Genomic DNA, 26,233 nt, shown 5'->3' on the forward strand with positions numbered 1-26,233 from the left:
GCCTCACTCAATCATGCCAATAATTGATTCCGCTTGATTGGTACTTCCCTGCTCTACCATGCTTTTTATTATGCCACTGCGATGTGCCAACACAGGGACTTCCATTTTCATGGCTTCCATAATGGCCACCATTTGTCCTTCTGTAACCTGCTCACCCTGCGCAACTTTCCAAGCGCTAATTACCCCATGAATGGGTGCAAGTAAATGCTCAGCTCGTATTTCTGGCTCGGCAGATTGTACTGGCGTTGTCGTTGTTACTGAACCTTGTGCAAACATACCTGCTGGTAAGCCTAAACGATGTAATTTGCCATCAATTTCAATATAACTGAGCAACATCGGTTGTTGATGGTTTGGAATACCACGCTTGCTTGGCTTTAACTCTTGTTTAAAGTCATTTTCGATCCAGCGGGTATGTACATTAAATTCATCTGTAAAGTCAGACTCATTGAGTACCGCACGATGAAAGTCTAGAACCGAGGCAACCCCTTCAATTTTAAATTGCTTTAAGGCACGTTTGGCACGAGCAATCGCAACCTCACGGGTTGGGCCAGTCACAATCAGTTTTGCCATGAGTGAGTCAAAATGACTGGAGACCAATGAACCCGTGCGAACGCCTGTATCGACTCGCACACCATGACCAAACGGTGCTTCAAACAAGCTCAATACCCCAAAAGCAGGAATAAAACCGCGTGCTGGGTCTTCGGCATTGATACGAAACTCAATGGCATGACCTTGAACTTTGGGTGTCGCTTTAATCGAAAGTTCATGGCCTTGTGCAACACGGATTTGTTCTACCACTAAATCCACCTTTGCGGTTTCTTCAGTAACAGGATGCTCAACTTGCAAACGGGTGTTTACCTCTAAAAATGACAGCTTGCCATCTCTGCTGAGTAAATATTCAACTGTGCCTGCGCCGACATAGTTTGCTGCCTGACAAATGTTTTTTGCCGAGTGTAAAATTTGTTGGTAAGTCTCATCACTAATAAAGGGTGCTGGTGCTTCTTCGACTAACTTCTGGTTACGGCGTTGCAATGAACAATCACGTGTCCCCAGCACCACAATATTGCCATGTTGATCGGCAATCACTTGAGCTTCAATATGACGGGGTTGATTCAGATATTGCTCGACAAAACATTCACCACGACCAAAAGCAGCTTTGGCCTCACGTACCGCCGAATCATACAGCTCTTTGACTTCTTCAAGTTTCCAAGCCACTTTTAAACCTCGACCGCCACCACCAAATGCGGCTTTAATCGCAATCGGCAAACCAAATTGTTTGGCAAAATCCAAAGCTTCATCAGCATTGTTGAGCGGGTCTTGCGTCCCGTGAACCAAAGGTGCACCCACCGAAGCTGCTATTTTACGCGCTTCAATTTTATCACCCAGTTTTTCAATCGCGTTTGGTGAAGGCCCCACCCATTTTAAGCCTGCATCAAGCACCGCTTGGGCAAATTCGGCACGCTCAGATAAAAAGCCATAACCCGGATGCACCATCGTTGCTTGGGATTTTTTTGCAATCTCGATAATGGCCGCAATGTTTAAATAGGTTTCACTGGCAGTCGCACCAGCCAAGCCCCAAGCCTCATCGGCAAGCTCGACATGCATACTGCCAATGTCGTCATCGGCATATAGCGCGACCGATGCAATGCCCATATCACGGCAAGCATGAATAATACGGACGGCAATTTCACCACGATTGGCAATCAATAATTTTTCAGTTTTCATCTTTTATTCTCAAAATCTGTCAATTCAGCAATTTTTTTAAATTGGATACGGCAACCCGCGGGAATCTGTGCCACCAAGTTCCAATGGTGTTTCGCAACCGCAGCAATGACGGGATATCCACCCGTTAAAGGGTGATCATTCATAAACAAAACTGGTTGACCACTGGGTGGAATCTGCAAAGCGCCAATGCACGCACCTTCACTTTCCAGTTCATGGCTAATTTTGCGAGTTAAAGGTTCAGCACCTGACAGTCTAAGTCCAACGCGATTGCTTTCATTGGTCACCAGCCATTCCTGCTGACAGAGTAGGTCTATACTGTCTGGTTCAAACCAATCAGTGCGTGGGCCCATCACAATATCGAGCTCAACCAGATCACCGACTTTGGGCAGATTTAGTTGAGCCACTTCGTTAATGCTGATATTGGTGACTTTGACCCGCCCCTGATAAATGGTATCACCAAGTTTTAGCGGTTCTGGCCCTAACACCGCCAAACTATCAAATGAAGCACTGTCTAAAACAGGTTGAACCTCAATGCCACCACGAACGGCAAGATAGTTTCTCAGCCCCGCTGTAGGCGGCTGAATGTGAAACTCATCACCGTCATCCAGATCAATGAGCTGATAACTAGCAAAATCTGCAGTTTGACCGTCGGCAAATTTCACACGGATATTTGAGATGGCGCCTGTCACTGCAATTACGGCGGCATGCTGCAGTTTGGCCTTTAAGCCACCATTTAAAACCTCAATCACGGGCGTATCAGTTGGATTCCCTACAAGACGATTGGCACTGTGCATCGCAGATACGTCCATTGCTCCTGCAATACCCACCCCTAGCTTGGTCTGGTTAAAACGTCCTTCATCTTGAATAAGCATCTGTAAACTGGGTGCAGTGATGCTAAACAATGGCACCGATTGTTTCGGTTCAACCGTACGCGTGATTTGCTGCGCTATATTCACCGTTGTTGGACGATGCGTGACATCTTCAAAATGTACCGTCATGCCCGGCAACAAGAGCGCTGGATTTTTTCGCGCTAAATCCCACATTTTTTCTGTTGTGGTGCCAATCAGTTGCCAGCCACCCGGACTGTCTTTCGGATAAATACCAGAATATCTCCCAGCCAAGCCTAACGAGCCTGCAGGTATTTTTTTACGTGGAACCGTTAAGCGTGGAATATCGGTAAAAGGTCGGTCAGGACTACTCATATAAGCAAAGCCCGGCGCAAAACCAATAAAAGCCACATTCCACACGCTTTGCTGATGTTTTCTAATCACATCAACAACAGACAGCCCTTGCAACTCAGCCACCTGTGCAAGGTCTTCACCATCGTAACGAATCGGGACTATCACTTCTTGACCACTACGCTCAAATCCAGCATCAACTTTGAGGCTCTGAATTGAAGCAACCAGCGTCTTAAAGTTGGTTTCGATCTCGTTGAAAAAAACCAAAATTGTTTTGGCAGCAGGGACTAGGTCTTTAATTCCATTTAATGGCCTGTTTTGCAATGTATTGTACAAGGCCAAAGTTTCTTCTAGGCTTACAAGCTCAATCAGGAAACAGTCGGCGTTTACCGATAAAAAACGCATTGGCTTATCCTTTTTAATGGTTGCTTAGTCCAATTAGCCCATCCAAGCCCGGTCAGGAATGTCGGTAATCAACATATGGCCAGGTGCATGGCTAATTGCAAAAGGAATTTTAGAGTTCATGACTGCCGCTTGTGGAGTGACTCCACAGGCCCAAAACACGGGGATTTCACCTGCTTCGATTCGGGAGGCTTCACCAAAATCAGGCTGATTTAGATCCCGAATGCCCAAGCCTTCAGGATATCCAATATGTACGGGTGCGCCATGCACACTCGGCATACGTGCGGTAATTTTTACCGCTTCACTAATTTGATGTGACGGAATAGGTCGCATGGAAACCACCATATTGCCTGAAATACGCCCTGCGGGCTGGCACTGAATATTACTCAGATACATTGGCACATTGGTCTTATCTTGAATATGACGAACTTCAATCCCCGCTTCTTGCAAAGCAGTTTCAAAAGAAAAACTACAACCAATTAAGAAAGTCACCAAATCAGGATGTGCATGATAAATCTCGCTCGCATCAGTCACTTCATCGACCATTTCTCCCTCTTTCCAAATGCGATAACGCGGGAAATCGGTTCGGATGTCTGAATCTGCGGCAAGCTTGCTTGCATAGATGCCTTCTTCGAGCACATCCAGCACTGGACAGCTTTGCGGATTACGATGTGCATAGAGCAAAAAGTCATAGGCCCACGCTTTCGGCACCGAAATCATATTCACTTGCGTCATACCCGCAGCCATGCCTGCTGTCGGCTGATCAAAACCAGCACGGATTTTTAAGCGTGCATCTAAAGCGGCTTCAAGCTGAGCTGGGTCGACTTTAATATCCTTATACATGGTGCTCATCCTTATACTTTATTTACAAACGGGCGGATTTCAATCTTGTGTTTTAGTAGTTCGGCTTTAATCGCTGCTGACATTTCTAAAGCGCCATCGGTGTCACCATGTAGGCAAATGGTGTCAGCCTGAATGGGAGTAAATACACCATCAATTGACTCTACTCCACCATTTTTCAGCATGGACACCACACGACTGGCCACAAATGCTGAGTCGTGTAAAACTGCACCGTCTAAACGACGAGACACCAGTGAACCATCGCTGTTGTAAGCACGATCTGCAAATGCTTCCGACACCACGTTTAAACCCGCAGCACGTGCCTGCTCGACCAAGTTTGAACCTGCCAAAGCCACTAGAACCAGTTCAGGATGATACATTTTAATCGCATCAATCACTGCGGCTGCCTGAGCTTGATCATGGGCAATGGTGTTGTAGAGTGCACCATGCGGTTTAACATATTGCACTTTTGAACCTGCCACTTTTGCTAAACCATCCAGCGCTGAAATTTGGTACAGCACATCAGCAATCAATTCGTCACGTGACACATCCATATTACGGCGACCAAAACCAACTAGATCTGGATAAGACACATGTGCACCGATCGTGACACCCAGTTCAACGGCTTTACGCACTGTTTTTAAAATGCCAAGCGGGTCTCCTGCATGAAAACCACATGCAATATTGGCACTAGTCACCACAGGCAAAATCTGATCATCATTGCCCATTTTCCATGAACCAAAGCTTTCGCCCAAATCACTATTTAAATCTACAAACATGGCATCATTCCTTTATCAATTCACGATCATCTGGCTTACAGTTTGGTCAAATAGTTAAACACGGTTGTAAACGACATATAGCCCATCCACCACGTCAACACACAGGTTAACGCACCCAGAATAATTAACCATTTTGGATAATTATAATTGCCCATCAAGTCTCTACGGCAAGCCGCAACATAGACAAAAATGGTAAGTCCGATTGGTAGAACTAAACCATTAAACCCACCAACAAAAATCAATAGACCGGCTGGCGTTGCACCTAATACCACATACAGTAATAAGGCCAAGGCAATGAAGCTAATCGTGGTGTAATTGCTTTGCTTTGGCGTTAAGTTCTTTTTAAATGCAGTGAAGAATGAAACCGAGGTATAGGCTGCACCAATGGTGCTACTGATCCCTGCTGCCCAGAAGATCAGGCCAAATAATTTATAACCGAATGTCCCCGCAGCGTAATGGAATGCCTGTGCGGCAGGATTGGCATTATGACTGGCGAGATCAATACTTGCTCCACTGACCACCACACCCAAGAATGCTAGAAACAGCACATAGCGCATGATGCCAACCACCACAATACCTTTGGTTGCAGCTTTGGCCACTTCATCGATATTTTCGGGACCAACTGCGCCTTTATCCAGTAAACGATGTGCACCTGCATAGCAGATATACCCACCAACCGTGCCACCGACAATGGTGGTAATAATGGCAAAATCAATTTGGTCTGGTGCAAAGGTTTGCTGTACCGCTTGTCCAACAGGTGGCATTACAATCACAGCCACAATGATGATCAGGATGATTTTCAGCAATCCCAATACAATCATACTTTTATCCATCGCAAGCGTGGCTTTTCTTGAAGCAAAAATCAAAATCGCCAAGGCACCGCTGAGGATACCGCCCCACTTGGTATCCAAACCAAATAGCGCATTGAGACCTAATGCCGCGCCTGCAATATTTCCGATGCTAAAGAAGAAACCGCCTAGAATCACCAGAAACGCGAGCAGATAACCACTGCCCGGTAAAGCCTTATTGGCAATATCGGATGCACGCATTTGCGTGAGGGTCACTACACGCCAAATGTTTTGTTGCACCACATAATCAATCAAAATTGAAACTAAAATGGCAAACCCAAATGCGGCACCTAACTTCACCGTAAATACAGCGGTTTGGGTTAAAAATCCAGGCCCCATTGCCGAAGTTGCCATCATAAATATTGAGGCGACGATGGCCCATTGGCGATCGGATAGAAAAGAAGACTTCAGTAAAGACATATTTATGCGTTCCTCATCCATTTGAGCTCAATAACGCGATTTTTAACTTGATCCAAGAGCATCATTTTATTTACAAACGATCTGCTTTAATCCTTTTAAATCAAAAAGATTCCCTGTTCTCCCACAACGCGATGGGTAATCAAATCTTCCATTTAGAATAAGAACATAAGCAAGCCAGCTGGACAATACGACTTTTTACAGAAAAAATTTAAAGTAAGAATATGAATTTATTAATTTTTTATTTTTAATATTGTTCAATATAAATTTTACTTATCACATTCCATAAGCTGCTTTTATGGCTTATCCAACAAATGACCTTGTTCTAGAGCAAAGCAATACACTGTAAAGTAAGTGAAGCAGCTTCTATTTTTTGATGTGTTGATTCAGCCTTTGCATCGCACTTTCTGAGACCATCACGGCGACATCGGTTAATTTCTCTTTTAAAGCAACATCACTGCCTTGAATATAAATCGAGGTAAAGTGAAAGGTCTTTAACTGAATTGGCGTATTTAATATTTCTAATCGACCATCGGTAATTTCTTTTAAAGCGGTTAAGGTCGGCACCACAGCGATTCCCAAACCTTGCTCAGCCAAACGTAACAGTGTGGCTAAAGAATAACTGGTGATCGAAAGCGGCTCATCCAGCCCCTGTTCCTTCATTTTTGCTTTAAGTTCTTTATAGGGATAAGTTATTTTTGGATAGGTTAAGATCGTATGCGACATCAAGGTTTTCAATGACATTTGCCCAACCCCACCCTTAAATGACGGCGAAGCCAAAAAGCTGAGTTCAAAATCACAAAGCGCCTGTTCGATACACTCAAAAGCCAATGTTGGTCCCAGCAAAAAAGCCATGTCCAGATCACCTGTGCGTACACCTTCTTGTAAATTCGGGGTCAGATCAACCACAATTTCCACCGAAACTTTGGGAAATTCTTGCTGAACTTTCTCGATATATTCGACCAACCATGTGTAGACAATAGTTTCCGAAACGCCTAAACGAATTATGCCAGTCAAATGCTGATTTTCAGTTAATTCTGCGATGAGTTCAGTTTCTAAACGCATCAATTTTTCAGCATATTTAAATAAGGTCATGCCCTTATGCGTGGGTTTCAGTTGGCGAAAACTTCGATCTAAAACTTTAAATCCAAGGTCATTTTCAATGGCAGTGATTTTTTGTGAAACTGCTGGCTGAGTGGTCTGTAATTTTGTCGCTGCCTTATTAAAACTATTCAGCGTCACCACCCAGTAAAATGCTTCCAGATTTTTTAAATTCACGTTTCATCCTGTCTAAAAAACTCCTCTCTTTTATAGTATGAAAGGTATTTCCATAATTAAGCTAGCAACATCAGCAGTTTTTTATGCAAGCCACCTAGCATCAGAGCAACAAATACTCATTTAATCGTTTGAAATAAAACAAAATATAATATTTATTTTTAATCAATTATTGCACCAGCGGTCATGTTTACAACCGTTGCGGTCATTGAGTTCGCATGTTCCGAGGCAAGGAAAGCAACGGTTTCTGCAACTTGTGAAAGTGTCGGTAGTCGCTTTAGCATGGTGCCCTGAGCAGCACCTTCAAGCCATTGCCCTATGCTGAGCCCCATGGCCTGTGCTTTAGACTCAAACAATTCACGTGTATAAGAACCCGCTTGAACCGCATCAACAATTGCATGCGAGCGCACACCGAGTACCCGTATATTTTTAGAACCTAACTCACTGGCAAGCGCCTTAATAAACGCTTCAATTCCAGCACAGCCCACAATATGTCCTAAATGTCCCGGTATTGCCATCCGAGCTGATGGTGCCACAATTGAAATGATGGTTCCGCCGCGCTTACCGCCCATATAAGGAACCACAGCTTTCGATATATTAAACTGCGCCGTTAGAAATGGATTTATTCCCCCAACGAACTCATCAAGGTTTAACTCCAAAAGTTCTTTACCCTGATTATGTATAAAACTGGTCGCATTAATGACGATATCGAGTCCATCCGTCGCTTGGGCAATTTGAGCAACTGCCTCACTGGTTACTTGGCTATCTAGCACATCAACACTAACGGTATGTACCACACCTTTATGTTTTTGCAGTTGTGTCGCAATGTTTTGTAGTTTATTTAAATCTCTTGCGCATAAATAAACATGTGCTCCTTCACGAAGAAAAACCCGCGCAATCGCAGTGCCAATTGCACCGCTGCCTCCAAAAATTACTGCTACTTTTCCCTTGAGCAACATACGGCATCCTCTTGTTATTGTGCGCCATAGTTAGGTTATGACACACAATAACAAGTGATGCAATTTTATACAGATTAAAGTTTGTATGGGTTTATGGGAGATGAACAAAAATAACGTCTAAATCTTGTTTTGGTACAAACTTGGTTTTGCTCATTTGAAATTGAGTCGGACTAATTTTGTTAACTTTGCCATCCCAACAAAATGAAACCAGTTCGTCTTTATCACGCTCAATCGTTAACTTAAAGTTTTCAATAGGCTTTGCCCAATTGGCACCTGTGGTCAGAATATAGCTTAATGCATTAAACGGTGAATTTTCTGCTCTGGCTTTTTTTAAGCCCTGCTTAAATTGAGCATCCATACAAAAGTTCTGATTATATTCATCCGGATATAGCGCAACCGAACCACCCACCAAAGGTTGATATTGATGCTGAATTTTAGTCAACGCATTGGCTTTAAAGGTTTGCTTCCAACTATAAATCACTTGAGATGACCATGGAATTTCATCATCTGGTTTAAAATTCGCCAAAATTTTCTGCATTTTTGGCTGCTTACATTGCTTTAATTTATCAACATAATAGCTAGAGTCATCATTGTTACGAACCCAAGGATTAAGCATCTCTGTTTGGCTAAAACCACATTGTTTAAATAGATCTGTTGCATCAATCAGCGGCGACTTTTCATCCTTTTGGATAAAGGTGCGCACATGCATTTCTGGTTTTATATTTTTACCATCAACAATAATTTTAAAGCTTTTTAACAATGCTTCGGTATGGGAAAAATCCGCTTCAAAGAAGTTATCGATACGCGGTAAGGGAAATAAAATGGTTTCCGTCACATCTTGAGAACTTAAATTTTTATACAGATAATCCACCTTAATCAGCTTTTTACTAATAAATAGCTCTTCACTTTGCATCGCAATCTGCGCATTTTTAAGATAGGCAACGCCACCCGTACCGACATAACCGGTTGAGTCATTAGCGAGACTATAGCTTGGTAGCTGAATCAAAATAGCAGAAATAAATAAAATATTTTTCATTATTAAGTACTCAGTTTAATACTGTAATTATCAAGACAATGATAGCGGCTCAAGACTCCGGCTGTTAACTTATTTCACTTAATTTTGCATCGAAGTAAAATCATATTAAATCTTTGACTATGCATCATAAGCATTTAAAAAGAAAAAGTTTTCATGTAAAACCCTACCATTCAAAATCTATGATTTTATCGTAAATGGCTAACTGTACATTGAATATACATACTCTCATTTCACCACCCTTTTTTTCAATAACTCAAATTTGTTACCATTGCATCACTAGAAAGGCTTGAAGCCGCTTTATACTATGGATGCAATTCTCTACGTTTATTTAGTTGTCATCATTATTTGAGTGGCATCCATATTCACAAAAACTGAAATTGGTTCAATCACCAAAAGTAAATATTATTGATTTTTAAAGAGTTTAATACGCATGAATAGCGCTGAAATCATGACTGATCTTTCATCACATACGCCGATGATGCAGCAATATCTCAAAGTTAAAACAGACTATCAACATGCATTGCTGTTCTACCGTATGGGCGATTTTTATGAGCTTTTCTTTGAAGATGCACATTTAGCAGCCAAACTTTTAGGTATTACCCTGACCCACCGTGGCAAAGCCAGTGGTCAGCCAATTCCAATGGCGGGTGTACCTTATCATGCAGCAGAGGGCTATCTGGCTCGTTTAGTCAAAGCTGGCCGTACTGTCGCCATCTGCGAACAAGTTGGTGAGGTCACAGGCAAAGGTCCAGTTGAGCGTAAAGTAGTCCGTATCTTAACGCCAGGCACATTAACCGATGATGCTTTATTGGGAAGTTACCAATCGTCGAATCTGGTTGCGCTCTGTATTCAACAAAATCAAATTGGTTTCGCCTTACTCGACTTGAGTGCAGGCATCTTTAAAGTTCAACAACAAGACTATAAACCTGAACAATTGGCCATTGAACTGGCGCGTTTAATGCCAAGTGAAATTCTGATCGATGAAGATCTGGTGGATCAGAATATTATTGAGCAAATTAAGAAAAATCTGGACTGCCCAATCACTAAACGTCCGAATGTCGATTTCAATTTAAATAATGCCCAAAAGACCTTGTGCGATCAGTTTAGTGTATCGACTTTATCTGGATTTGGCTTAGATCCACTTCCACTGGCAAAAGCCGCTGCCGCAGCACTGATTCACTATGCCAAAGAAACTCAAAAAACGGCCTTACCACATATCCGTTCCATTCAAATTGAGCAAAGTACCGACTTTATTGCACTTGATCCGATCACCCGTCGCAACTTAGAGATTATTGAGCCATTGTTTGAACATGGCACATCTTTATTCCAGTTGATTAATGATTGCCAAACCGCAATGGGTGGACGCTTACTCAGTCGGACCTTGATGCAACCGATTCGTGATACCGCCGTTTTGGATGCGCGTCTTGATGCAACCGAGCAATTATTAAAAGGCTATCACGAATCACCTGTGCGCTTGGTGCTCAAAGAGATTGGTGATATTGAACGTGTACTCAGTCGTGTCGCTCTGGGGAGTGCACGTCCACGTGATTTAGTACAATTGCGTCAGGCATGTGCACAAATTCCATTCTTACGTCATGCCCTTGATCCTGTATTAAAAACACAGCAATCTAAACTGTTAACACAATTAGATGAAGAACTGGGTGATTTTAAGAGCCTGCATCAACATTTAATGGCTGCCATTGTTGAACATCCACCTGTGCTATTGCGTGATGGTAATGTTATTGCAGAAGGCTATGATGATGAGCTGGATGAATTACGCAAAATTCGTGATCATGCTGGACAATTTCTAATTGACTTAGAAATCAAAGAGCGTGAACGTACAGGAATTAATACCTTAAAAATTGGTTATAACCGTGTCAGTGGTTACTATATCGAGTTGACCCGTGCACAAGCAGAACAGGCGCCTGCCGATTATATTCGCCGTCAAACGCTGAAAAATGCTGAGCGTTATATCACACCTGAACTGAAAGGTTTTGAGGATAAAGTGCTTTCCAGTGAATCACGCGCCCTTAGCCGTGAAAAACTGCTGTTTGAATCACTTTTAGATGAGTTACGCCAAAATATTGCACATTTACAAATGATGAGTGCCGCGATTGCACATATCGATGTAGTGGCAAACTTTGCCCATCAAGCCCGATTGAACAATTGGGCAAGACCTGAGTTTAGCGCAGAAACAGGTATCAAAATTCAAGCGGGTCGCCATCCTGTGGTAGAAGCCTTAAATAAAGCGCCATTTACACCTAATGATACCTTTTTGGACACCCAACATCGTATGGCGATTATTACAGGTCCAAATATGGGTGGTAAATCGACTTTTATGCGTCAAACCGCATTAATTAGTCTACTGGCCTATTGCGGCAGTTTCATTCCAGCCAAGTCAGCAAAATTAGGTCCGATTGATCGAATTTTTACCCGTATTGGCTCTGCAGATGATCTCTCTACAGGTAAATCGACCTTTATGGTCGAAATGACTGAAACCTCCCAGATTTTGCATCATGCCACCAGTCAATCTTTGGTCTTGATGGATGAAGTTGGTCGTGGAACCAGTACCTATGATGGTCTTTCTTTGGCTTGGGCCTGTGTGGTTGATCTAACCAAACGGGTAAAATGCTTATGCCTGTTCGCAACACATTACTTTGAATTGACTGAACTTGGCAGTGAAGCAGGCATTGATAACTACCATGTCACCGCCCAAGAACTGAATGGCAACTTGATCTTGCTGCATAAAGTACAACAAGGCCCTGCAAGTCAAAGCCACGGTTTACAAGTCGCAAAATTGGCAGGTATTCCAGCCAATGTAATTAAAGAGGCGCAGAAGCGTTTAAAAATTCTGGAGAAACAGCAACACCAACATTTGCAAAGCAGCGTACAGAATGATTTATTCAGCGCTGTTGAACATGAAATTGAAACTCCGGTAGTTGAGCGAGTAATTGAAGTTGAAGTCAAATCTCCTGCATTGGAATTGTTACAACAGATTGATGTTGATGATCTGACCCCTCGTCAGGCGCTTGAACAACTGTATCAACTCAAAGCCTTATTTAAGACAACACTGAACCGTACCGGGTTTGTCGGAGACTTTTTTATTTAAGTTAAGCCACCTGACCTAACGGGTTAATCTTATCATAGTACATTGCTTCAAACTCAAAAGGCGATACATAACCCAGTGCACTGTGTACACGCTTTTTATTGAACCAATCTACCCAGTTTAGTGTCGCAAGTTGTACATCTGCTAAACCTTGCCAATCTGCTTTTAAATATTCAATCACCTCTGTTTTGTATAAGCCATTCACCGTTTCAGCCAGAGCATTATCGTATGAATCACCCGTTGTACCGACTGATGCTCGTAAATTTGCTGCTTCTAAACGATTGGTATAGCGAATGGAAAGATATTGCACACCTCTGTCGGAATGATGAATCACATTCTTTGGCATGCCTCGATCATGCAATGCTTGCTCTAATGCATCAAGCACCATATCTGTATTCATCCGTGTAGATACTTTCCATCCAACAATTGCTCGTGAGAACACATCAATAACAAATGCGGTATATACCCAGCCTGAATGAGTTTGAATATACGTAAAGTCACCCACCCATAGTTGGTTTGGATGATCAGCATTAAAATTACGTTTCACTAAATCATCTGCCCGTTTTTGGTCATCTCGGTTACGGGTGGTTTGTTTATTCTTACCACGCCAAACACCTTGTATACCTAGCTTTTGCATCAATCGAGCAACTGTACAACGTGCAATAACATAACCCTCACGTTTCAATTTTTGCCAAACTTTACGTACACCATATCGACCTGAACTTTCTTTCCAAATTCGTTTAATTTGTTCAGCATGATACTCATCATGTAGATCTCGTTTCGCTCGATGTTCTGGATTGTCAGTGAGATCTAAAGTTCGGTAATAGGTTGAAGGTGCAATCGGTAAAATTCTACAAATCGCTTCAACACCATATCGCGCTTTATTGTTATGGATAAAATCCACCATTATTTGTGTGGGCGGTCGAGCTCCGCCTGGGCGAAAAAAGCGGCTGCTTTACGTAGAATTTCATTGGCACGTTTTAATTCTTTAATTTCACGTTCCATTTGCTTCATTTTTTCTTGGTCAGATATCTGTTGTACTTTGGCAGGATTTAGTTGATCCAGATGCTTTAAATACCAAACACGCAATGTTTCAGGAGTACAACCGATTTTAGGAGCAATAGCTGTGATTGCTGCCCAAGTAGAAGGATAATCTTTTTCAGATTCAATTAGTAATTGAACCGCTCTTTCTCTAATTTCGGGGGTATAGTTTGGTTTTGTCATCGGGATAGTCTCTCAGAATATTGACTCTCCGACAAACCCGGTACGGTTCACACAGACGCTCGAAAGTTAATCAGCTCGAATTCAGCTCTGGTTTTATACCAGAGCTGATTTACATAGTGCGCACTAAAATCAACAATCCCTCACCCCGTTATCGGCTTGATCATGTTATTGCTGTATGAGATCAATACCTCTGTGAGGAAAATCTCATGTCTCGTGGTGATAAATCGGCTTATACAGCAAAACAGAAAAGACAAGCAAAACATATTGCACAAAGTGAACTGGAGCAAGGCCGCTCTCCAGAAGAAGCTGAGCGAATTGCTTGGGCAACGGTCAACAAACAAGATGGTGGTGGGCTGAAGAAAAAGTCAAACTAACAAGTTGAGCGCTGTTGTTGAGACTTATTATCAACAAAAGTCATATAAATAAGTCCATTTCATTGATACGAATAATAAATATCAATAAAAGGAATTGTTTCTATCAGTATTTTTTGCCTAAAATACACTATGCAAAATGAAAACCATATTTTTTAGGTAGCTGTCGCCATGACCTTTGTTGTCACTGAAAATTGTATTAAATGTAAATATCAAGATTGTGTTGAAGTTTGTCCAGTTGACTGCTTCTACGAAGGTCCAAACTTTCTTGTCATCAATCCAGATGAATGTATTGACTGTGCGCTCTGTGAACCTGAATGCCCAGCAAATGCAATCTTCTCTGAAGATGAATTACCAGAAGGTCAAGAAGTCTTTATTGAACTCAATGCTGAATTGTCTGAGAAATGGGCGGGTAATAACATCACCCAAATTGGCGAACAACCTGCCGATCGTGAAGAGTGGAACGGCAAGCCAGACAAACTGCAATATTTAGAAAAATAATTTGAAAGGCCAGTTTTACTGGTCTTTTTTATACCTGAATCACACATTTCTTTGCAATTACCTCATTATTCATGGCTTATTTTGCATTAAAATAGTTCACCTACAGATTTTGAACTGCCTTTTATCATGCAAAATAAATTACAGGGTCTATTACCATTATTGATCATTCCTGTGATGATGGTGGGCTGTAGCAGCTCCACAACAAAAGTAAATCAAAACCAAGGTAAAAGAATTTACATTCCACAAGAACAAGTGACCTTTACTCGCCCGATTCCGAATAAAGTTGAACCCGCATCATATCGGCAATGGCTCAATCAAGGTGATAACTATGCACGCGTTCGTGAGTATGAACAGTTTCTGAACCGAAATAATGTCGCACACATCATTCCAAGTTTTGAGCTATTACGTACAGCACGTGACTGGCAGAAATGTGGTCGTACAGAATATATGGTTCCTAATCGTGAATTGTGGGGTAATGCCCTATCAACCCTACGAGTGTTTAAGTATTTAATCGCAGCCAAAGTTTTAACCGATTTTGAAGTCACTTCAGTTTATCGCGATTTACCCCTAAACCAATGTGCTGGCGGGGCTGGCTCTTCAAAGCACTTATTTAACTCAGCGATCGATTTTCGTATCGGGCCTGAATATCCTCAACCGCAAGACTACGCATATATTGAACAAACCAAGTTTAAGCTATGCCAATTCTGGGCCCAGCATGGCCAGAGTCTGGATTTAGGGATTGGCCTATATAGTTCTGGTCAGATTCATATTGATACTCAAGGCTACCGTACTTGGGGACCAGATCTGACCCGAAATAGCTCAATGTGCAATTTCTAAAAGTAGATTACGCAGCAAAAAGGGATCATTTAGATCCCTTTTTGCTGCAATCAAATTGCACTCTGAATATAAATGTTTAAAATGCAGCTAACAGATTGATAGGTAAATTTGATTATGCAACAGATGTGGACCGAGGTTGATGACTATATCAATTCACATTTAATTCCCACAGACCCAAGACTTCAACATGCATTAGACAATACCAATACTCAAGGCTTTTCTAATCATTTGGCTGTTGCGCCTAATCAAGGCATGTTTTTGCAGATGCTGATTCAGATGAACCAATGCAAACGGGTATTGGAACTAGGTACCTTTGGCGCATATAGCACCATTTGGCTCGCCAAAGCATTACCAGAAGATGGCTACCTACTTACCATTGAAGGTCGAGATACCCATGTCGTGATTGCCCAAGAAAATATTGATTTTGCCAATATGCCAACCCGTATTGAGCTAAAAAAAGGTCGCGGTGCAGATGTCATGAATCAACTGATCGCGGATCACAGTGAGCCTTTTGATTTCATTTTTATTGATGCAGATAAACAAAGCTACCGTGAATATTTTGAACTGAGCTTACAGCTTTCTCATTCAGGTACAATTATCGTGTTGGATAATGTCATCCGTGCCGGTGCTATTCTGGATGAAAACAACAAGAAACCAAGTATTGAAGGAATTCGTGAGGCATTCACAGCCTTGAAAGATCATCCTCAATTGCTCTCTTGCACCGCTTTACAAACAGTCGGTTCGAAAGGGCATGATGGTTTTGCAATCGCGATTGTAAAATAGCGATTAAAAAACAACCTATTTAATTTAGTTGTGTAATATCAACAAATTATATTTATCTCTAGTGCTTTTCCATATAGTTATCCACAGGAATTGCGGATAACTATATAGAATAAAATGAATCACTTAGCCACTAATAGTGGAACATTGGCATTACGGAAAATAGTCGTCGTAATACTGCCTAAGAAGAATTGATGAATTTTACTATGACTGAAAGCTCCCAATACGATTAATTGAATATCATGTTCTCTTTGATATTCAAGAATATTTTGGGCAACATCTCCATAACGATAAATAGAAACCACATCTAAACCCGCATCAGTCAAATACTTTTCCGGTTCCGCCAACATTTCAGGATGATCTCCAACATACAACAAATGGCACTGAAGTTTTTTTAACAGGTCACTTTGTGCAATGCGTTGCAACATTTTTTGGCAGGTCGGTGAATATTCATAAGCAAAGATAAAACGCTTTGGTGGCTGGAAGTGTTCCCCGACAGTAATCACTGTACAATTGGCACCACGAATAAAATTCTCAACATTACTTCCTATTGGTTTATTTTTTTCTGCCGCCCGTTCCCCAACCCGTCCGATAATCACGATGTCATTTTCATTGAGGAGATTGAAACTTTGCTCTAGAAAATCACCTTTTTCCTGAATCTTAGAACTGCTTAAGCCATACTGTTTTTCAATCATTTCTGAAATATGTTTCAGCAAATTATTACTATAATCCAGTGCTAGCTCACTTTGTTTTTGTTCCAACTCGGCAAGTTCTTTGAGAAGCATAGCATTACTCTCAAAACCAATCACCCCACTGATTTCACCTAAATGATAACTCGCTGGGTAATAGTCCAAGATTTGCAACAGTACTAATTCCCTTTGGGTTTGTCTGGCTACCCACACAGCCGCCTCTGCCAAAGCATCAATGCAGGGTGAAGAATCAATACATGCAATTACACGGTTCATTTTCGCCTCTCTCTAGGTATATACCTTAGGTCTTCTACTTATTTTTAACTTAACATAGATAAAAGCATGGTAGGTTAAATTTATGTATCGAATCTCATACGCTTTTTTAGTGCTTTTTATTCAGTACGATAGCGAATTTTTTTAGCTGGATTTCCGACAACGACAGCGTAGTCTTCAACATCTTTAGTCACCATGCTATTCATACCCACTACTGCATGATGCCCAATTTTGATTCCATCTTTTATTCCAACATGCGCCCCCAGCCAGACATCACACCCCACCTCAATTCCTTTGGACGTAACAGGTTGCTGATAAATAGGACGATCCATCCCCATTCCATGATCAAATGCATATAAATGGCTATAGGCTGCAATTCGGACTTGATCATTTAATTTGATCCCAGCTCTCCCCCCATCTAGAATGCAATGATGGTTAATCGCAACCTCATTCCCGATTTCCAAAGGACCATGTAAAGTACAATCCGCCGCGATGAAAGTATTATCCCCAATTGAAATTTTTCGACCTCGCTCGGCAAAAATATGCGCTAAAGGTGAAATAAAACAGTTCTTTCCAATTTCAATGGTTTCCATCTCCATCAAATAGGCTTGATATTCAGCTTGCCATGCTTCAGCCCATTCACGATGCTTTGGTTTTAGTGACCAATATAACCATGGCATGTAATTCAAACGTTGTTTATGCTGTTCCCGATATTTTAATAAAGGATCATGCGTCATGTTCTTGTTCCTCTATTACTTTTAGCAATTCACGACCCCGAGTCACATCTTGAAGTTTAATTCTCAAAGCTTCAATTTGATGCACTTGTAATCGGGCTAATACCATGACTCCTGTATCGGTATAGCTTTCTTGATATTCAATCTGTTGCTGCATCAATTCATACTGAATAATCGCCCATTCATTAAATAGACAGGCAAATTGAACTTGTTTCTTTTCAATCAATTCTATCTTTTCAGCCAAGAGCAGACATTGTCCTGCACAGCCCCCATAAGCACGAACCAAACCACCTGTTCCCAGTTTAATTCCACCATACCACCGATTCACCAAGACAATCACATTGGTCAGCTCATTGCCTTCAATGGTTGCAAGAATTGGACGGCCTGCTGTGCCAGAAGGTTCACCATCATCATTAAAGCGGACATGATGACCGATCTTCCATGCCCAACATTGATGCGTTGTCGACTGATCTTTATGCTGTTCCAGAAAATCTTTCACCTGCTGTTCATTTTCAACAACCGCAGCAATCGCTTGGAAACGACTTTTTTTAATGTCTTCTTCAAAAGTAACCGTACTGGCAAAGGTAAATGGCATAAAAACAAATATAAACTTAAAACATAATTATAGCTTTTTACATCACAAATAAAAAACCTCGCAGACAGCGAGGCTTTTTTTAAATCAACATCGCCTAGCGTTCGCGCAATGCTTCTTTCGCTTTATTAAATGGTTTAAGTAAGTAATCCATAATGGTTTTTTGTCCTGTACGAATATCTACCGTTGCCACCATACCTGGCGTAATACTAAAAGCTTTACCAGCTTTGTTATACAAACGGTCTGAATCCGTACGAATATAGACACGATAGTAGAATTGATCTTGCTTCACTTCATCACGAATAGTATCTGGTGATATCACTGTTACTTTTCCATCTAAACCACCGTAGATCGAATAATCATAGGCCGTGATTTTAACCAATGCCTCCTGCCCTGGACGAATAAATGCAATGTCCCGTGGTGAAATACGTGCTTCAATCAATAATTTGTCCTCTAAAGGAACAATCGTCATCAGCTTTCCGTTTTGCGGAATCACGCCCCCTAGTGTGGTAACGTCAATCTCTTTCACCACCCCACGAACGGGTGCCTTAAATACTGCACGCTGCAAACTGTCATTCCGACCATTGACGATTTGTTGTTGAGTCTGGATATCGGTATTTGCTTTAGATAACTCTTCGCGTGCTTTGACATAATACTGATTACGTGTGTCATTGATCTTATTACTAAGATCATTGGCTTCACGTTTCAAACGTAGAACTTCAACCTCACTGGCTGCACCTTTTGCCACGAGCGGCTCGGTCATTGCCAATTCCTGACGGACTAATTTAGCAGCCTGTTCATAGCCTTCAATCGACTGATTCAAGTTAGCACGGCGAGAGAGATACAATGCTGTTTCCTCTTGTACAAGTTTTGGATTCTTTTGTACTTCTTCTGGGAAACTCAATGCTGTTCCGCTGACCTCAGCACGCAAACGTGCTGCCGTTGCCTGTGCGGAAATCAACAAAGACTTAGATTCACCAACATTTGAAGCAAATCGCGTTGGATCAAGTTGGGCAAGCACTTGTCCTTTTTCAACAACATCACCTTCTTTGACATCCAGTTTAGTTAGAATCCCCCCTTCAAGCGACTGGATAATCTGTTCTTTTGAAGAGGGAATTACCTTCCCTGTACCCGTTGAAACTTCTTCTAAATTAAATAACCATGCCCAGATTAAGAGTGAAAATAAACCAATCCCAATCATCCAAACAACCAGCGTCGAACGAGGTAACTTAGGCTCCTTATAAGTTACATTCATCGAACGGCTGCTGTTTTGTTGTTGTTCACTCATAAATTTTCCTCGAACTATTAAACTATTTTTTGTTTTATCGTTGATTGTTGTAAGACTTGATCTACTGGTCCATCCATGACGATTTTACCCTCGTTCATGACAATAATTCGGTCAACCAGCTCCAAAACAGCACGTCGATGCGTAGCAACGACTAAAGTTCGATAACCTAACCAATTTTTCAAATGATCAATTAATTGTTTTTCTGCAACATCATCAATTGCAGCTGTAGGCTCATCAAGCAATAAGATATTAGGCTGACGAATTAATAAGCGTGCCAGTAACAAGGCTTGTCGTTGCCCGCCAGAAAAACCAACCCCACCTTCCAAGACCAAATGATCTAGTCCTTCTTTCTTTTCATGTACAAAACTAAGTGCTCCAGTCACTTTGAGCACTTTTAAGATATCCTCATCACGGGCTAAAGGTGCCCCAAGCGTCAGATTCTCACGGATGGTGCCATAGAATAAATGTGCATTCTGATTGAGCAGTCCCATATCGCGACGAACATCAGCAGGATCAATCAAACTAATATCCAGATCATCTAAATGTACTGAACCAGAGTTTGGAAATTGCATGGCAGATAAAATTTGTAGCAGCGTTGACTTACCAGCACCGTTACGCCCCAATATTGCAATCCTCTCCCCAGCCCGAATTTTGAGTTGTGGAATGACTAAACTTGGACGTGGATCTTCCTCTGTATATTGGAATACCACTTTGTTCAACTCATAATCACCATGTAGCACCTCTTTGTGTACCAAATGCGCTTGATCAGGTTGATCAACAGGTTTCTGCATTAATTCATCCAGGCTCTTTTTCGCTACTTTCGCCTGTTGTAAACGACCTAAAATCCCCGTAATTTGTGAAATCGGTGCAAGCATACGAGAAGATAAAATCGAACATGCCACCAATGCACCCGTTGTCATATCCCCTTTCATTACAGCAAAACAACCCACCAGAATTACTGCGGCATAAGTCAGCCCCTGAATTTTCTGTGTCCAAGCCGTGAGTACACCAACAATCTTACGTTGCTGCATACTGATATCCGCAGATACCTCATTCATGTGGTTCCATTGATTTTGGAACCGAGACTCCGCACGTAATAGCTTAATGTCTTCAATGCCTTGAACAGCCTCTACCAAGATCGCATTACGAATAGACGATTCTCTCATTCCTTCTTGGGCAAGTTCTGCCAATTTCTTTTGTGCCAAGATTGCAGGCAAAATCATTAATGGCACCACTAGAAGCATGACCCAAAATAAATCACCACCAATAATTGCAAAGATCACCAAGAATAAAAAGAAGAATGGCAAATCCGCCAGAGCGCCCATAGTGGTTGATGTAACGAGCTCCCGAACACCTTCCAGTTCACGAATTTGAGAAATAAAAGTTCCTGTTGACTTTGAGCGTTCACTATTTTTAATTCTCAAAGCGTGACCAAAGACACGATCTGATATTCTTAAATCAGCGCGTTTTCCAATAATGTCAGAAATATAAACCCGAGAAAGCCGCAAGGTAAACTCGAAAATGGCAGCAATCAGAACACCAGCTGCAAGCACCCAAAGCGTTGGAATTGACTGTGAAGGGACGACCCGATCATAAACCTGCATGGAAAAAATAATCGTTGCCAAAGCTAAAATGTTAGCAATCAGCGAAGCCAGCATAATGTCGACATAACGCTTCCAGTCTTGTAAAACGATAGACCAGAACCAGCTTTGCTCATAAGGTTTAATGTATTCATCAATACGCGCATCAGGCACAGATTGCTCAGGTCGCAGTACATATACATTCTTTATGATGTGTTTGAGTGCACCAACGGCAAATTTCTGCGAAAGGCCTTGATCACCACTCAGTTGAACACTGACATGGCCTGAACCATCGGCTTTATCAATCACTCCCACCTGCCCATCTGCAAGCTCTACAAGTATAGGTAATCTCCAGGGATTAATGACATCATCACTAAATGCAATTCTTCTTACATTCATGCCAACCTGTCGACTAATCAAAATAAGGACTTCGTCTAAATTTTGATTTTGATTCCAGTCAAGTTGTAGGCGAATCCGTTCCTCAGAAGGTTCAATTCGATAATGCTTTGCAATCGTCAGTATGGCTTGTAACCAAGGCTGATAGTTTATTTTTGTAGTGATCATGGTTGTACCTCAAATCCTTGGATTTTTATATTATTGAGGTCATAGGCTTGACGAGAACGTCCTGTCGCAGCAATGTATTGTGCAATACTGCTGTAGATATCATAACGTGCTGTTTCTGCCTCTGAGTTCGCACTATGAATCGCTTGCTCTGCATTAAGCAGATCTACCAAAGTGCGAGTTCCCAATTTATATTGTTCTTGGTAAAGTTCTCTTGTTCGTATTGTTGTCGCTTGTTGCCCCGCCAAGACCTGCATTTGACGTTGCTTATTTTCGATTTGCTCCCTGCTGGTCCGGATTTGATCCAGCACTTTTAAATATACTGCATTAACTTGTGCTTTTGCTGCCTCTTCAGCAAAACTGGCAGCCCGGGTTCTTGAGGATGTCGCCCCGCCTTGATAGAACTGACTGGTTGCTTCAAACATAATGGCACTATCAAACCCACCATCTTTTTCATTATTGGGGTTACGACCGTGTAAAGCTTGACTCAGTTCTCCTTTTACAGATAGTGTCGGATAATTACTGACCTGTGTTTGTAATTTTTGATTACGTGCAACTTCAATCCCTGCCTGTGCGGCAATCATCTGCGGAATCGTATTGAACTGCGGTGCGGCATATAAATCAGACTGTTTAACAAACTCATCTGGGATGATCCATTGTATACTTTGTGTATCAAAACCCAATAAAGTATATAAATGCTGTTGATACTGACTCAGTAAAGACTGCTGGGCGATCATTGCAGATTGTGCAGATTGTAAATAAGATTGTGCCTGTATCGGGTCAGCCTGACTACTAATTCCCGCATTTGCACGTAGATTTGCAATTTCTTGAATGCGTCTTATCCCAGCAATCTGCTGATTAGCAATCTGTATAAGCTTATGATAACGCTGAATATTAATAACTGTTTGTGCAACATCCAATGAAATATCATCAATTTTAACCAAGACATTGGCTTGCCCAACAACGACTTTTGCTTTTTCAACATCGACTCCAGACTTCACTTTTCCAAAGTCATAGAGCATTTGTGTCGCGCTCAGAGTGAGTAATTGCTGACCTCGGGTACTTTTCTTACCCAGATCTCCTGTACTTACGCCCCCCCCCACTTGCGGATAGTAACCTGATTTAGCAACATCAATATTGGCATTTTGAGACGCCAATGCTGAAATCCCTTGGGCAATCTCTGGGTTACGCTGTACTGCAATCTGGACGGCATCTTTTAATACTTTAGATTGATTCTGCCAAAAAGCCGTCGGAATCGTTTCTTGTGGACGTCCAGAACCAACTACGGGTAAATCACTCCCTAATGAAGAGTCCACAGAGAAATTACTTAATTTCTGCATCTGTGCGACCTTAAACTCATCACTGCTTTGCGGAACAAACAGTTTCGTTAGATTGTTCTTTAAAGTGTGATATTGCTCACTTGGTGGTGTTGCATGTGTCATCGGCACAGATAAGGTTGCTACATAAAGTAACCACTTGAAATCTATACTTTTTATCCACAATCCATTATTCACTTTTATATCTTTTTGCAAGTTCATATTTTTTTCGTATTGTTATCATTTCAGCATTTTCATTTTAATCATTTTTTTATAAAAAACACTATGTTCCGCACATAATTTCAGCTAATGATATGTTTATATTTTTGTAAAACAGTTCACACTTTTATAGAATATAAAAATTATACAAAAGGTATAAAATAAATATTTATCATTAACTTAAGTAAAAAAATATAAAAAAACTAATCGGAAAATAATTTTTCTTCTTTAATTTCGGTTCGATCATAAAAAAAGAACCCGTAGGTTCCTTTTTAAAGTTTCGGCTATCAGGAGCCTTAAACAACAAAATCGTCACCTAAATATACTTTACGCACTTGTTCATTGTCTAAGATTTCTTGCGGTGTGCCTTCAGCAATCACAGAACCTTCACTCACGATATAGGCTTTCTCGCAAATCGCTAACGTTTCACGAACATTATGATCAGTAATGAGTACTCCAATCCCCCGATCTTTGAGCGTCTGAATAATATCTTTAATATCACCAACAGAGATTGGATCAACGCCAGCAAAAGGTTCATCCAAAAGCATAAACTTAGGATCTGCAGCCAAGGCACGTGCAATTTCAGCACGGCGACGTTCACCACCAGAAACGCTCATTCCCAATGAATCTTTAATGTGATTGATTTTAAAATCGCTCAATAATTCATTTAAACGTTGCTGACGCTGCTGTTTATTTAAGTCTTTGCGGGTTTCCAAAATTGCCATGATATTTTCAGCAATCGTGAGCTTTCTAAAAATAGAGGCTTCCTGTGGTAAATAGCCAATCCCTTTACGCGCACGCTCGTGCATTGCGAGATCAGATAAATCAAGATTATCGAGATGGATCTCCCCTTTGTCCATACGAACAAGCCCGACCACCATATAGAAACTCGTGGTTTTACCTGCACCATTCGGCCCAAGCAAGCCCACAATTTGTCCACTTTGCATTGTAAAAGATACATCTTTTACAACCCAACGTTTACTATAATTTTTAGCTAAGTGCTTAATACAAAGCGTTTGTGGTTGTTGTCCCGACTGTTCCATTAATCACGCGCCCCTGGGAAACTTTTTGAACTAGAAGGTGGAATAATAATTTGTACCCGATTGGTCGAAGAACCTTGAGCCTCAACGTCCCCTTTGTTCATGCTGTATTTTAAGCTATTACCACGAATACTCGAGCCATCTTGATACAGATATGCTTTGCCAGTTAAGGTAATGATTCCTGTATCAGCATTATAGACAATCGTCTGTGCTTCACCACGCGCTAAACCTTTGTTAGTATCCATTTGCTGTTGAAATTTTGCAGGTTGTCCTTTAGCCGTGATAATTTGAATCTCTTTCTTGCTATTTAAATTTGCAACAAGAGAATCAGCCTGAAGCTTCATTGTCCCTTGCTCAATAACAACATTGCCAGTATAGGTTGTTATACCCGTTTTATCATTATAGGTAGCACGATCAGCAACCAGAGAAAGTTGTTGATTCCGATCTGATGGCAAAGCAAAGCTAGCAGCAGAAGAAAGTGCAACAAGAGCAGCACAAGTTGCTTGTTTAAGGAAAGCAGAACGAGATTTAGAATTAAGAGCTTGGCGCATACTTTCCTCGAATTTTATAAAACTCATATTGACCATTATTTAAATTAGCCTTTAAACCCTGACTCACGAACTCAGCAGATGGTGATTGAACCGTGACTTGATGTTGTGTTTCGAGTTCTCTTGTTTTTGGGTAACCTGTGAGTTCATCAGTGTAGAACTCCATTTTACCTTGATCAGACAATTTTGTTGCAACGACATCGCCCTGCAAGATGACTTTACTATTATCATCAAAGCCATTTGCTTGTTTGGCATAAAATGTTGCATCAGGCTTACCCTGTTTGTACATCGTCGCATTCAGTTGATCAAGCTGAGAAGTTTTTGATTGCATATTCTGTTGTAGCTGTTTAACTTCAGCCCGAATATACAGATTCCCCTTTTCATCTGTTTGCGTTAAATGAACACCTTGTGCTGAATAAGTCATATTCTTTGCTGAATCAACATCCAGCTTTTTTGCTTTGCCACTATAATAGTAATAGCCACCGCTCACAGCAGCGACCGCAACAGCGACAACATATAAAACTTTGGTATCCATAAACTGGGTTACCTAACCTTTGAGCAAATCAACACTATATTAATGTGGTACAGCAAGATATTTTTCAAGCAGTTCTTGGTAAACACCTTTTGCCATCAATAACATATCGCACACTTCACGTACAGCACCACGGCCACCCATCGCCTGAGTAACCAGATTGGCACGACGGCGCACTTCTTCATGCCCATTTGGTACAGTGACTTTCATGCCTGCAATAGCGAATGCAGACAAATCAGGCCAGTCATCTCCCATATAGATACAATCTTCGGGCAAGAGTCCTAATTGAGCACAAGCTTCACGTAATGCAGCGCCTTTATCTTCACGGCCCTGAAAAACCAAATCGACACCCAGATCAGACATCCGTTTTTCAACGATGTTACTTTTACGCCCTGTGATGATAATCACTTTCATACCCGCTTTCTGGACAAGCTTCATCCCCAAGCCATCACGAATATCAAATGATTTAATTTCATCGCCGGAATTGGTTAGTGTGACAAAACCATCACTTAAAATTCCATCTACATCAAGTACAAGTGCCTGCAAATGACGCGCTTGTTCTTGTAAAGCATAAGATGCCATA

General features: G+C 41.4%; 24 protein-coding genes and 1 other annotated feature. Of the genes, 5 read left to right on the forward strand and 19 right to left on the reverse strand.

From position 1 onward, the window contains the following. Positions 1-3: 3 nt before the first annotated feature. From F895_RS04460 to F895_RS04425, 8 genes are all read right to left on the reverse strand, one after another. Positions 4-1,725 (reverse strand): acetyl/propionyl/methylcrotonyl-CoA carboxylase subunit alpha, encoded by a 1,722-nt coding sequence (locus F895_RS04460; RefSeq protein WP_005243145.1) that lies wholly within the window; start codon positions 1,723-1,725, stop codon positions 4-6. After that, the gene (locus tag F895_RS04455; protein ID WP_005243147.1) at positions 1,722-3,308 is read right to left on the reverse strand and encodes a 5-oxoprolinase subunit B/C family protein; all 1,587 of its coding nucleotides are present in this window, start codon (positions 3,306-3,308) and stop codon (positions 1,722-1,724) included. Before F895_RS04455 ends, F895_RS04460 begins: the two co-directional genes overlap by 4 nt. Before the next feature lie 33 nt (positions 3,309-3,341). Continuing rightward, positions 3,342-4,157: a putative hydro-lyase gene (locus F895_RS04450; protein ID WP_111828238.1), complete on the reverse strand. Its 816-nt coding sequence runs from the start codon at positions 4,155-4,157 to the stop codon at positions 3,342-3,344. 2 nt (positions 4,158-4,159) lie between these two features. Next, positions 4,160-4,924: a LamB/YcsF family protein gene (locus F895_RS04445; RefSeq protein WP_005243150.1), complete on the reverse strand. Its 765-nt coding sequence runs from the start codon at positions 4,922-4,924 to the stop codon at positions 4,160-4,162. Between the two features lie 35 nt (positions 4,925-4,959). Then, complete coding sequence (locus F895_RS04440) at positions 4,960-6,213, reverse strand: NRAMP family divalent metal transporter (RefSeq protein ID WP_111828237.1); 1,254 nt, start codon at positions 6,211-6,213, stop codon at positions 4,960-4,962. A gap of 342 nt (positions 6,214-6,555) precedes the next feature. Then, a complete protein-coding gene (gene mumR, locus F895_RS04435; RefSeq protein WP_005243154.1) occupies positions 6,556-7,467 on the reverse strand; it encodes a LysR family transcriptional regulator MumR in 912 nt (303 codons plus the stop codon). Between the two features lie 158 nt (positions 7,468-7,625). Beyond that, positions 7,626-8,423: an SDR family NAD(P)-dependent oxidoreductase gene (locus tag F895_RS04430; RefSeq protein ID WP_005243156.1), complete on the reverse strand. Its 798-nt coding sequence runs from the start codon at positions 8,421-8,423 to the stop codon at positions 7,626-7,628. A gap of 91 nt (positions 8,424-8,514) precedes the next feature. Further along, entirely contained in the window at positions 8,515-9,459 is a 945-nt protein-coding gene (locus tag F895_RS04425) for a DUF4424 family protein (RefSeq protein WP_005243159.1), read from the reverse strand. Positions 9,460-9,889: 430 nt separating this feature from the next. Between F895_RS04425 and mutS the strand changes: the two genes are divergently transcribed. Then, positions 9,890-12,568, forward strand: a complete 2,679-nt coding sequence (mutS, locus tag F895_RS04420; RefSeq protein WP_005243160.1) for a DNA mismatch repair protein MutS — start codon at positions 9,890-9,892, stop codon at positions 12,566-12,568. Position 12,569: 1 nt separating this feature from the next. Here mutS and F895_RS04415 read toward each other — a convergent pair. Then, positions 12,570-13,789, reverse strand: a protein-coding gene (locus tag F895_RS04415) for an IS3-like element ISAba19 family transposase (RefSeq protein ID WP_155757828.1) whose coding sequence is annotated in 2 segments (ribosomal slippage) — positions 12,570-13,513 and positions 13,513-13,789 — 1,221 coding nt in all. Because the reading frame shifts where the segments join, the coding sequence is not laid out codon by codon here. Continuing rightward, positions 13,398-13,514 (reverse strand) — a sequence feature (AL1L pseudoknot). (Overlaps the previous gene by 117 nt.) Positions 13,790-13,995: 206 nt before the next feature. Here F895_RS04415 and F895_RS20110 point away from each other — a divergent pair. From F895_RS20110 to F895_RS04390, 4 genes are all read left to right on the forward strand, one after another. After that, entirely contained in the window at positions 13,996-14,163 is a 168-nt protein-coding gene (locus F895_RS20110; protein ID WP_005243163.1) for a hypothetical protein, read from the forward strand. A 168-nt stretch (positions 14,164-14,331) separates the two neighbouring features. After that, positions 14,332-14,661, forward strand: a complete 330-nt coding sequence (gene fdxA, locus F895_RS04400; protein ID WP_004652744.1) for a ferredoxin FdxA — start codon at positions 14,332-14,334, stop codon at positions 14,659-14,661. 123 nt (positions 14,662-14,784) lie between these two features. Continuing rightward, positions 14,785-15,498, forward strand: coding sequence for a D-Ala-D-Ala carboxypeptidase family metallohydrolase (locus tag F895_RS04395; RefSeq protein ID WP_026040192.1), 714 nt, complete (start codon positions 14,785-14,787; stop codon positions 15,496-15,498). 114 nt (positions 15,499-15,612) lie between these two features. Further along, positions 15,613-16,281, forward strand: coding sequence for an O-methyltransferase (locus tag F895_RS04390; RefSeq protein WP_005243165.1), 669 nt, complete (start codon positions 15,613-15,615; stop codon positions 16,279-16,281). Between the two features lie 119 nt (positions 16,282-16,400). Here F895_RS04390 and F895_RS04385 read toward each other — a convergent pair whose 3' ends face one another. The 10 genes from F895_RS04385 to F895_RS04340 form a co-directional block, all read right to left on the reverse strand. Then, positions 16,401-17,243 carry a universal stress protein gene (locus F895_RS04385; RefSeq protein WP_005243166.1) on the reverse strand — a complete coding sequence of 281 codons (843 nt, stop codon included), beginning with the start codon at positions 17,241-17,243 and terminating at the stop codon, positions 16,401-16,403. Positions 17,244-17,359: 116 nt separating this feature from the next. Then, positions 17,360-17,977, reverse strand: coding sequence for an acyltransferase (locus F895_RS04380; RefSeq protein ID WP_005243167.1), 618 nt, complete (start codon positions 17,975-17,977; stop codon positions 17,360-17,362). Next, on the reverse strand, positions 17,967-18,569 hold the full coding sequence (locus F895_RS04375; protein WP_005243168.1) for an IMPACT family protein: 603 nt from the start codon (positions 18,567-18,569) through the stop codon (positions 17,967-17,969). Before F895_RS04375 ends, F895_RS04380 begins: the two co-directional genes overlap by 11 nt. Before the next feature lie 94 nt (positions 18,570-18,663). Continuing rightward, entirely contained in the window at positions 18,664-19,854 is a 1,191-nt protein-coding gene (locus tag F895_RS04370) for an HlyD family type I secretion periplasmic adaptor subunit (RefSeq protein ID WP_005243174.1), read from the reverse strand. Positions 19,855-19,871: 17 nt separating this feature from the next. After that, positions 19,872-21,995, reverse strand: coding sequence for a type I secretion system permease/ATPase (locus F895_RS04365; protein WP_026040191.1), 2,124 nt, complete (start codon positions 21,993-21,995; stop codon positions 19,872-19,874). After that, on the reverse strand, positions 21,995-23,533 hold the full coding sequence (locus F895_RS04360) for a TolC family protein (RefSeq protein WP_005243177.1): 1,539 nt from the start codon (positions 23,531-23,533) through the stop codon (positions 21,995-21,997). The genes F895_RS04365 and F895_RS04360 overlap by 1 nt, the downstream gene beginning before the upstream one ends. 293 nt (positions 23,534-23,826) lie before the next feature. After that, positions 23,827-24,573, reverse strand: coding sequence for an LPS export ABC transporter ATP-binding protein (gene lptB, locus F895_RS04355; protein WP_005243178.1), 747 nt, complete (start codon positions 24,571-24,573; stop codon positions 23,827-23,829). After that, on the reverse strand, positions 24,573-25,121 hold the full coding sequence (gene lptA / locus F895_RS04350) for a lipopolysaccharide transport periplasmic protein LptA (protein WP_005243179.1): 549 nt from the start codon (positions 25,119-25,121) through the stop codon (positions 24,573-24,575). Before lptA ends, lptB begins: the two co-directional genes overlap by 1 nt. Beyond that, positions 25,105-25,653 carry an LPS export ABC transporter periplasmic protein LptC gene (gene lptC, locus F895_RS04345; protein ID WP_005243180.1) on the reverse strand — a complete coding sequence of 183 codons (549 nt, stop codon included), beginning with the start codon at positions 25,651-25,653 and terminating at the stop codon, positions 25,105-25,107. Before lptC ends, lptA begins: the two co-directional genes overlap by 17 nt. A 39-nt stretch (positions 25,654-25,692) precedes the next feature. Continuing rightward, the gene (locus F895_RS04340) at positions 25,693-26,232 is read right to left on the reverse strand and encodes a KdsC family phosphatase (protein ID WP_005243181.1); all 540 of its coding nucleotides are present in this window, start codon (positions 26,230-26,232) and stop codon (positions 25,693-25,695) included. Position 26,233: the final 1 nt, after the last annotated feature.

This window comes from Acinetobacter sp. CIP 64.2 (assembly GCF_000369645.1).
Taxonomy (GTDB): domain Bacteria; phylum Pseudomonadota; class Gammaproteobacteria; order Pseudomonadales; family Moraxellaceae; genus Acinetobacter.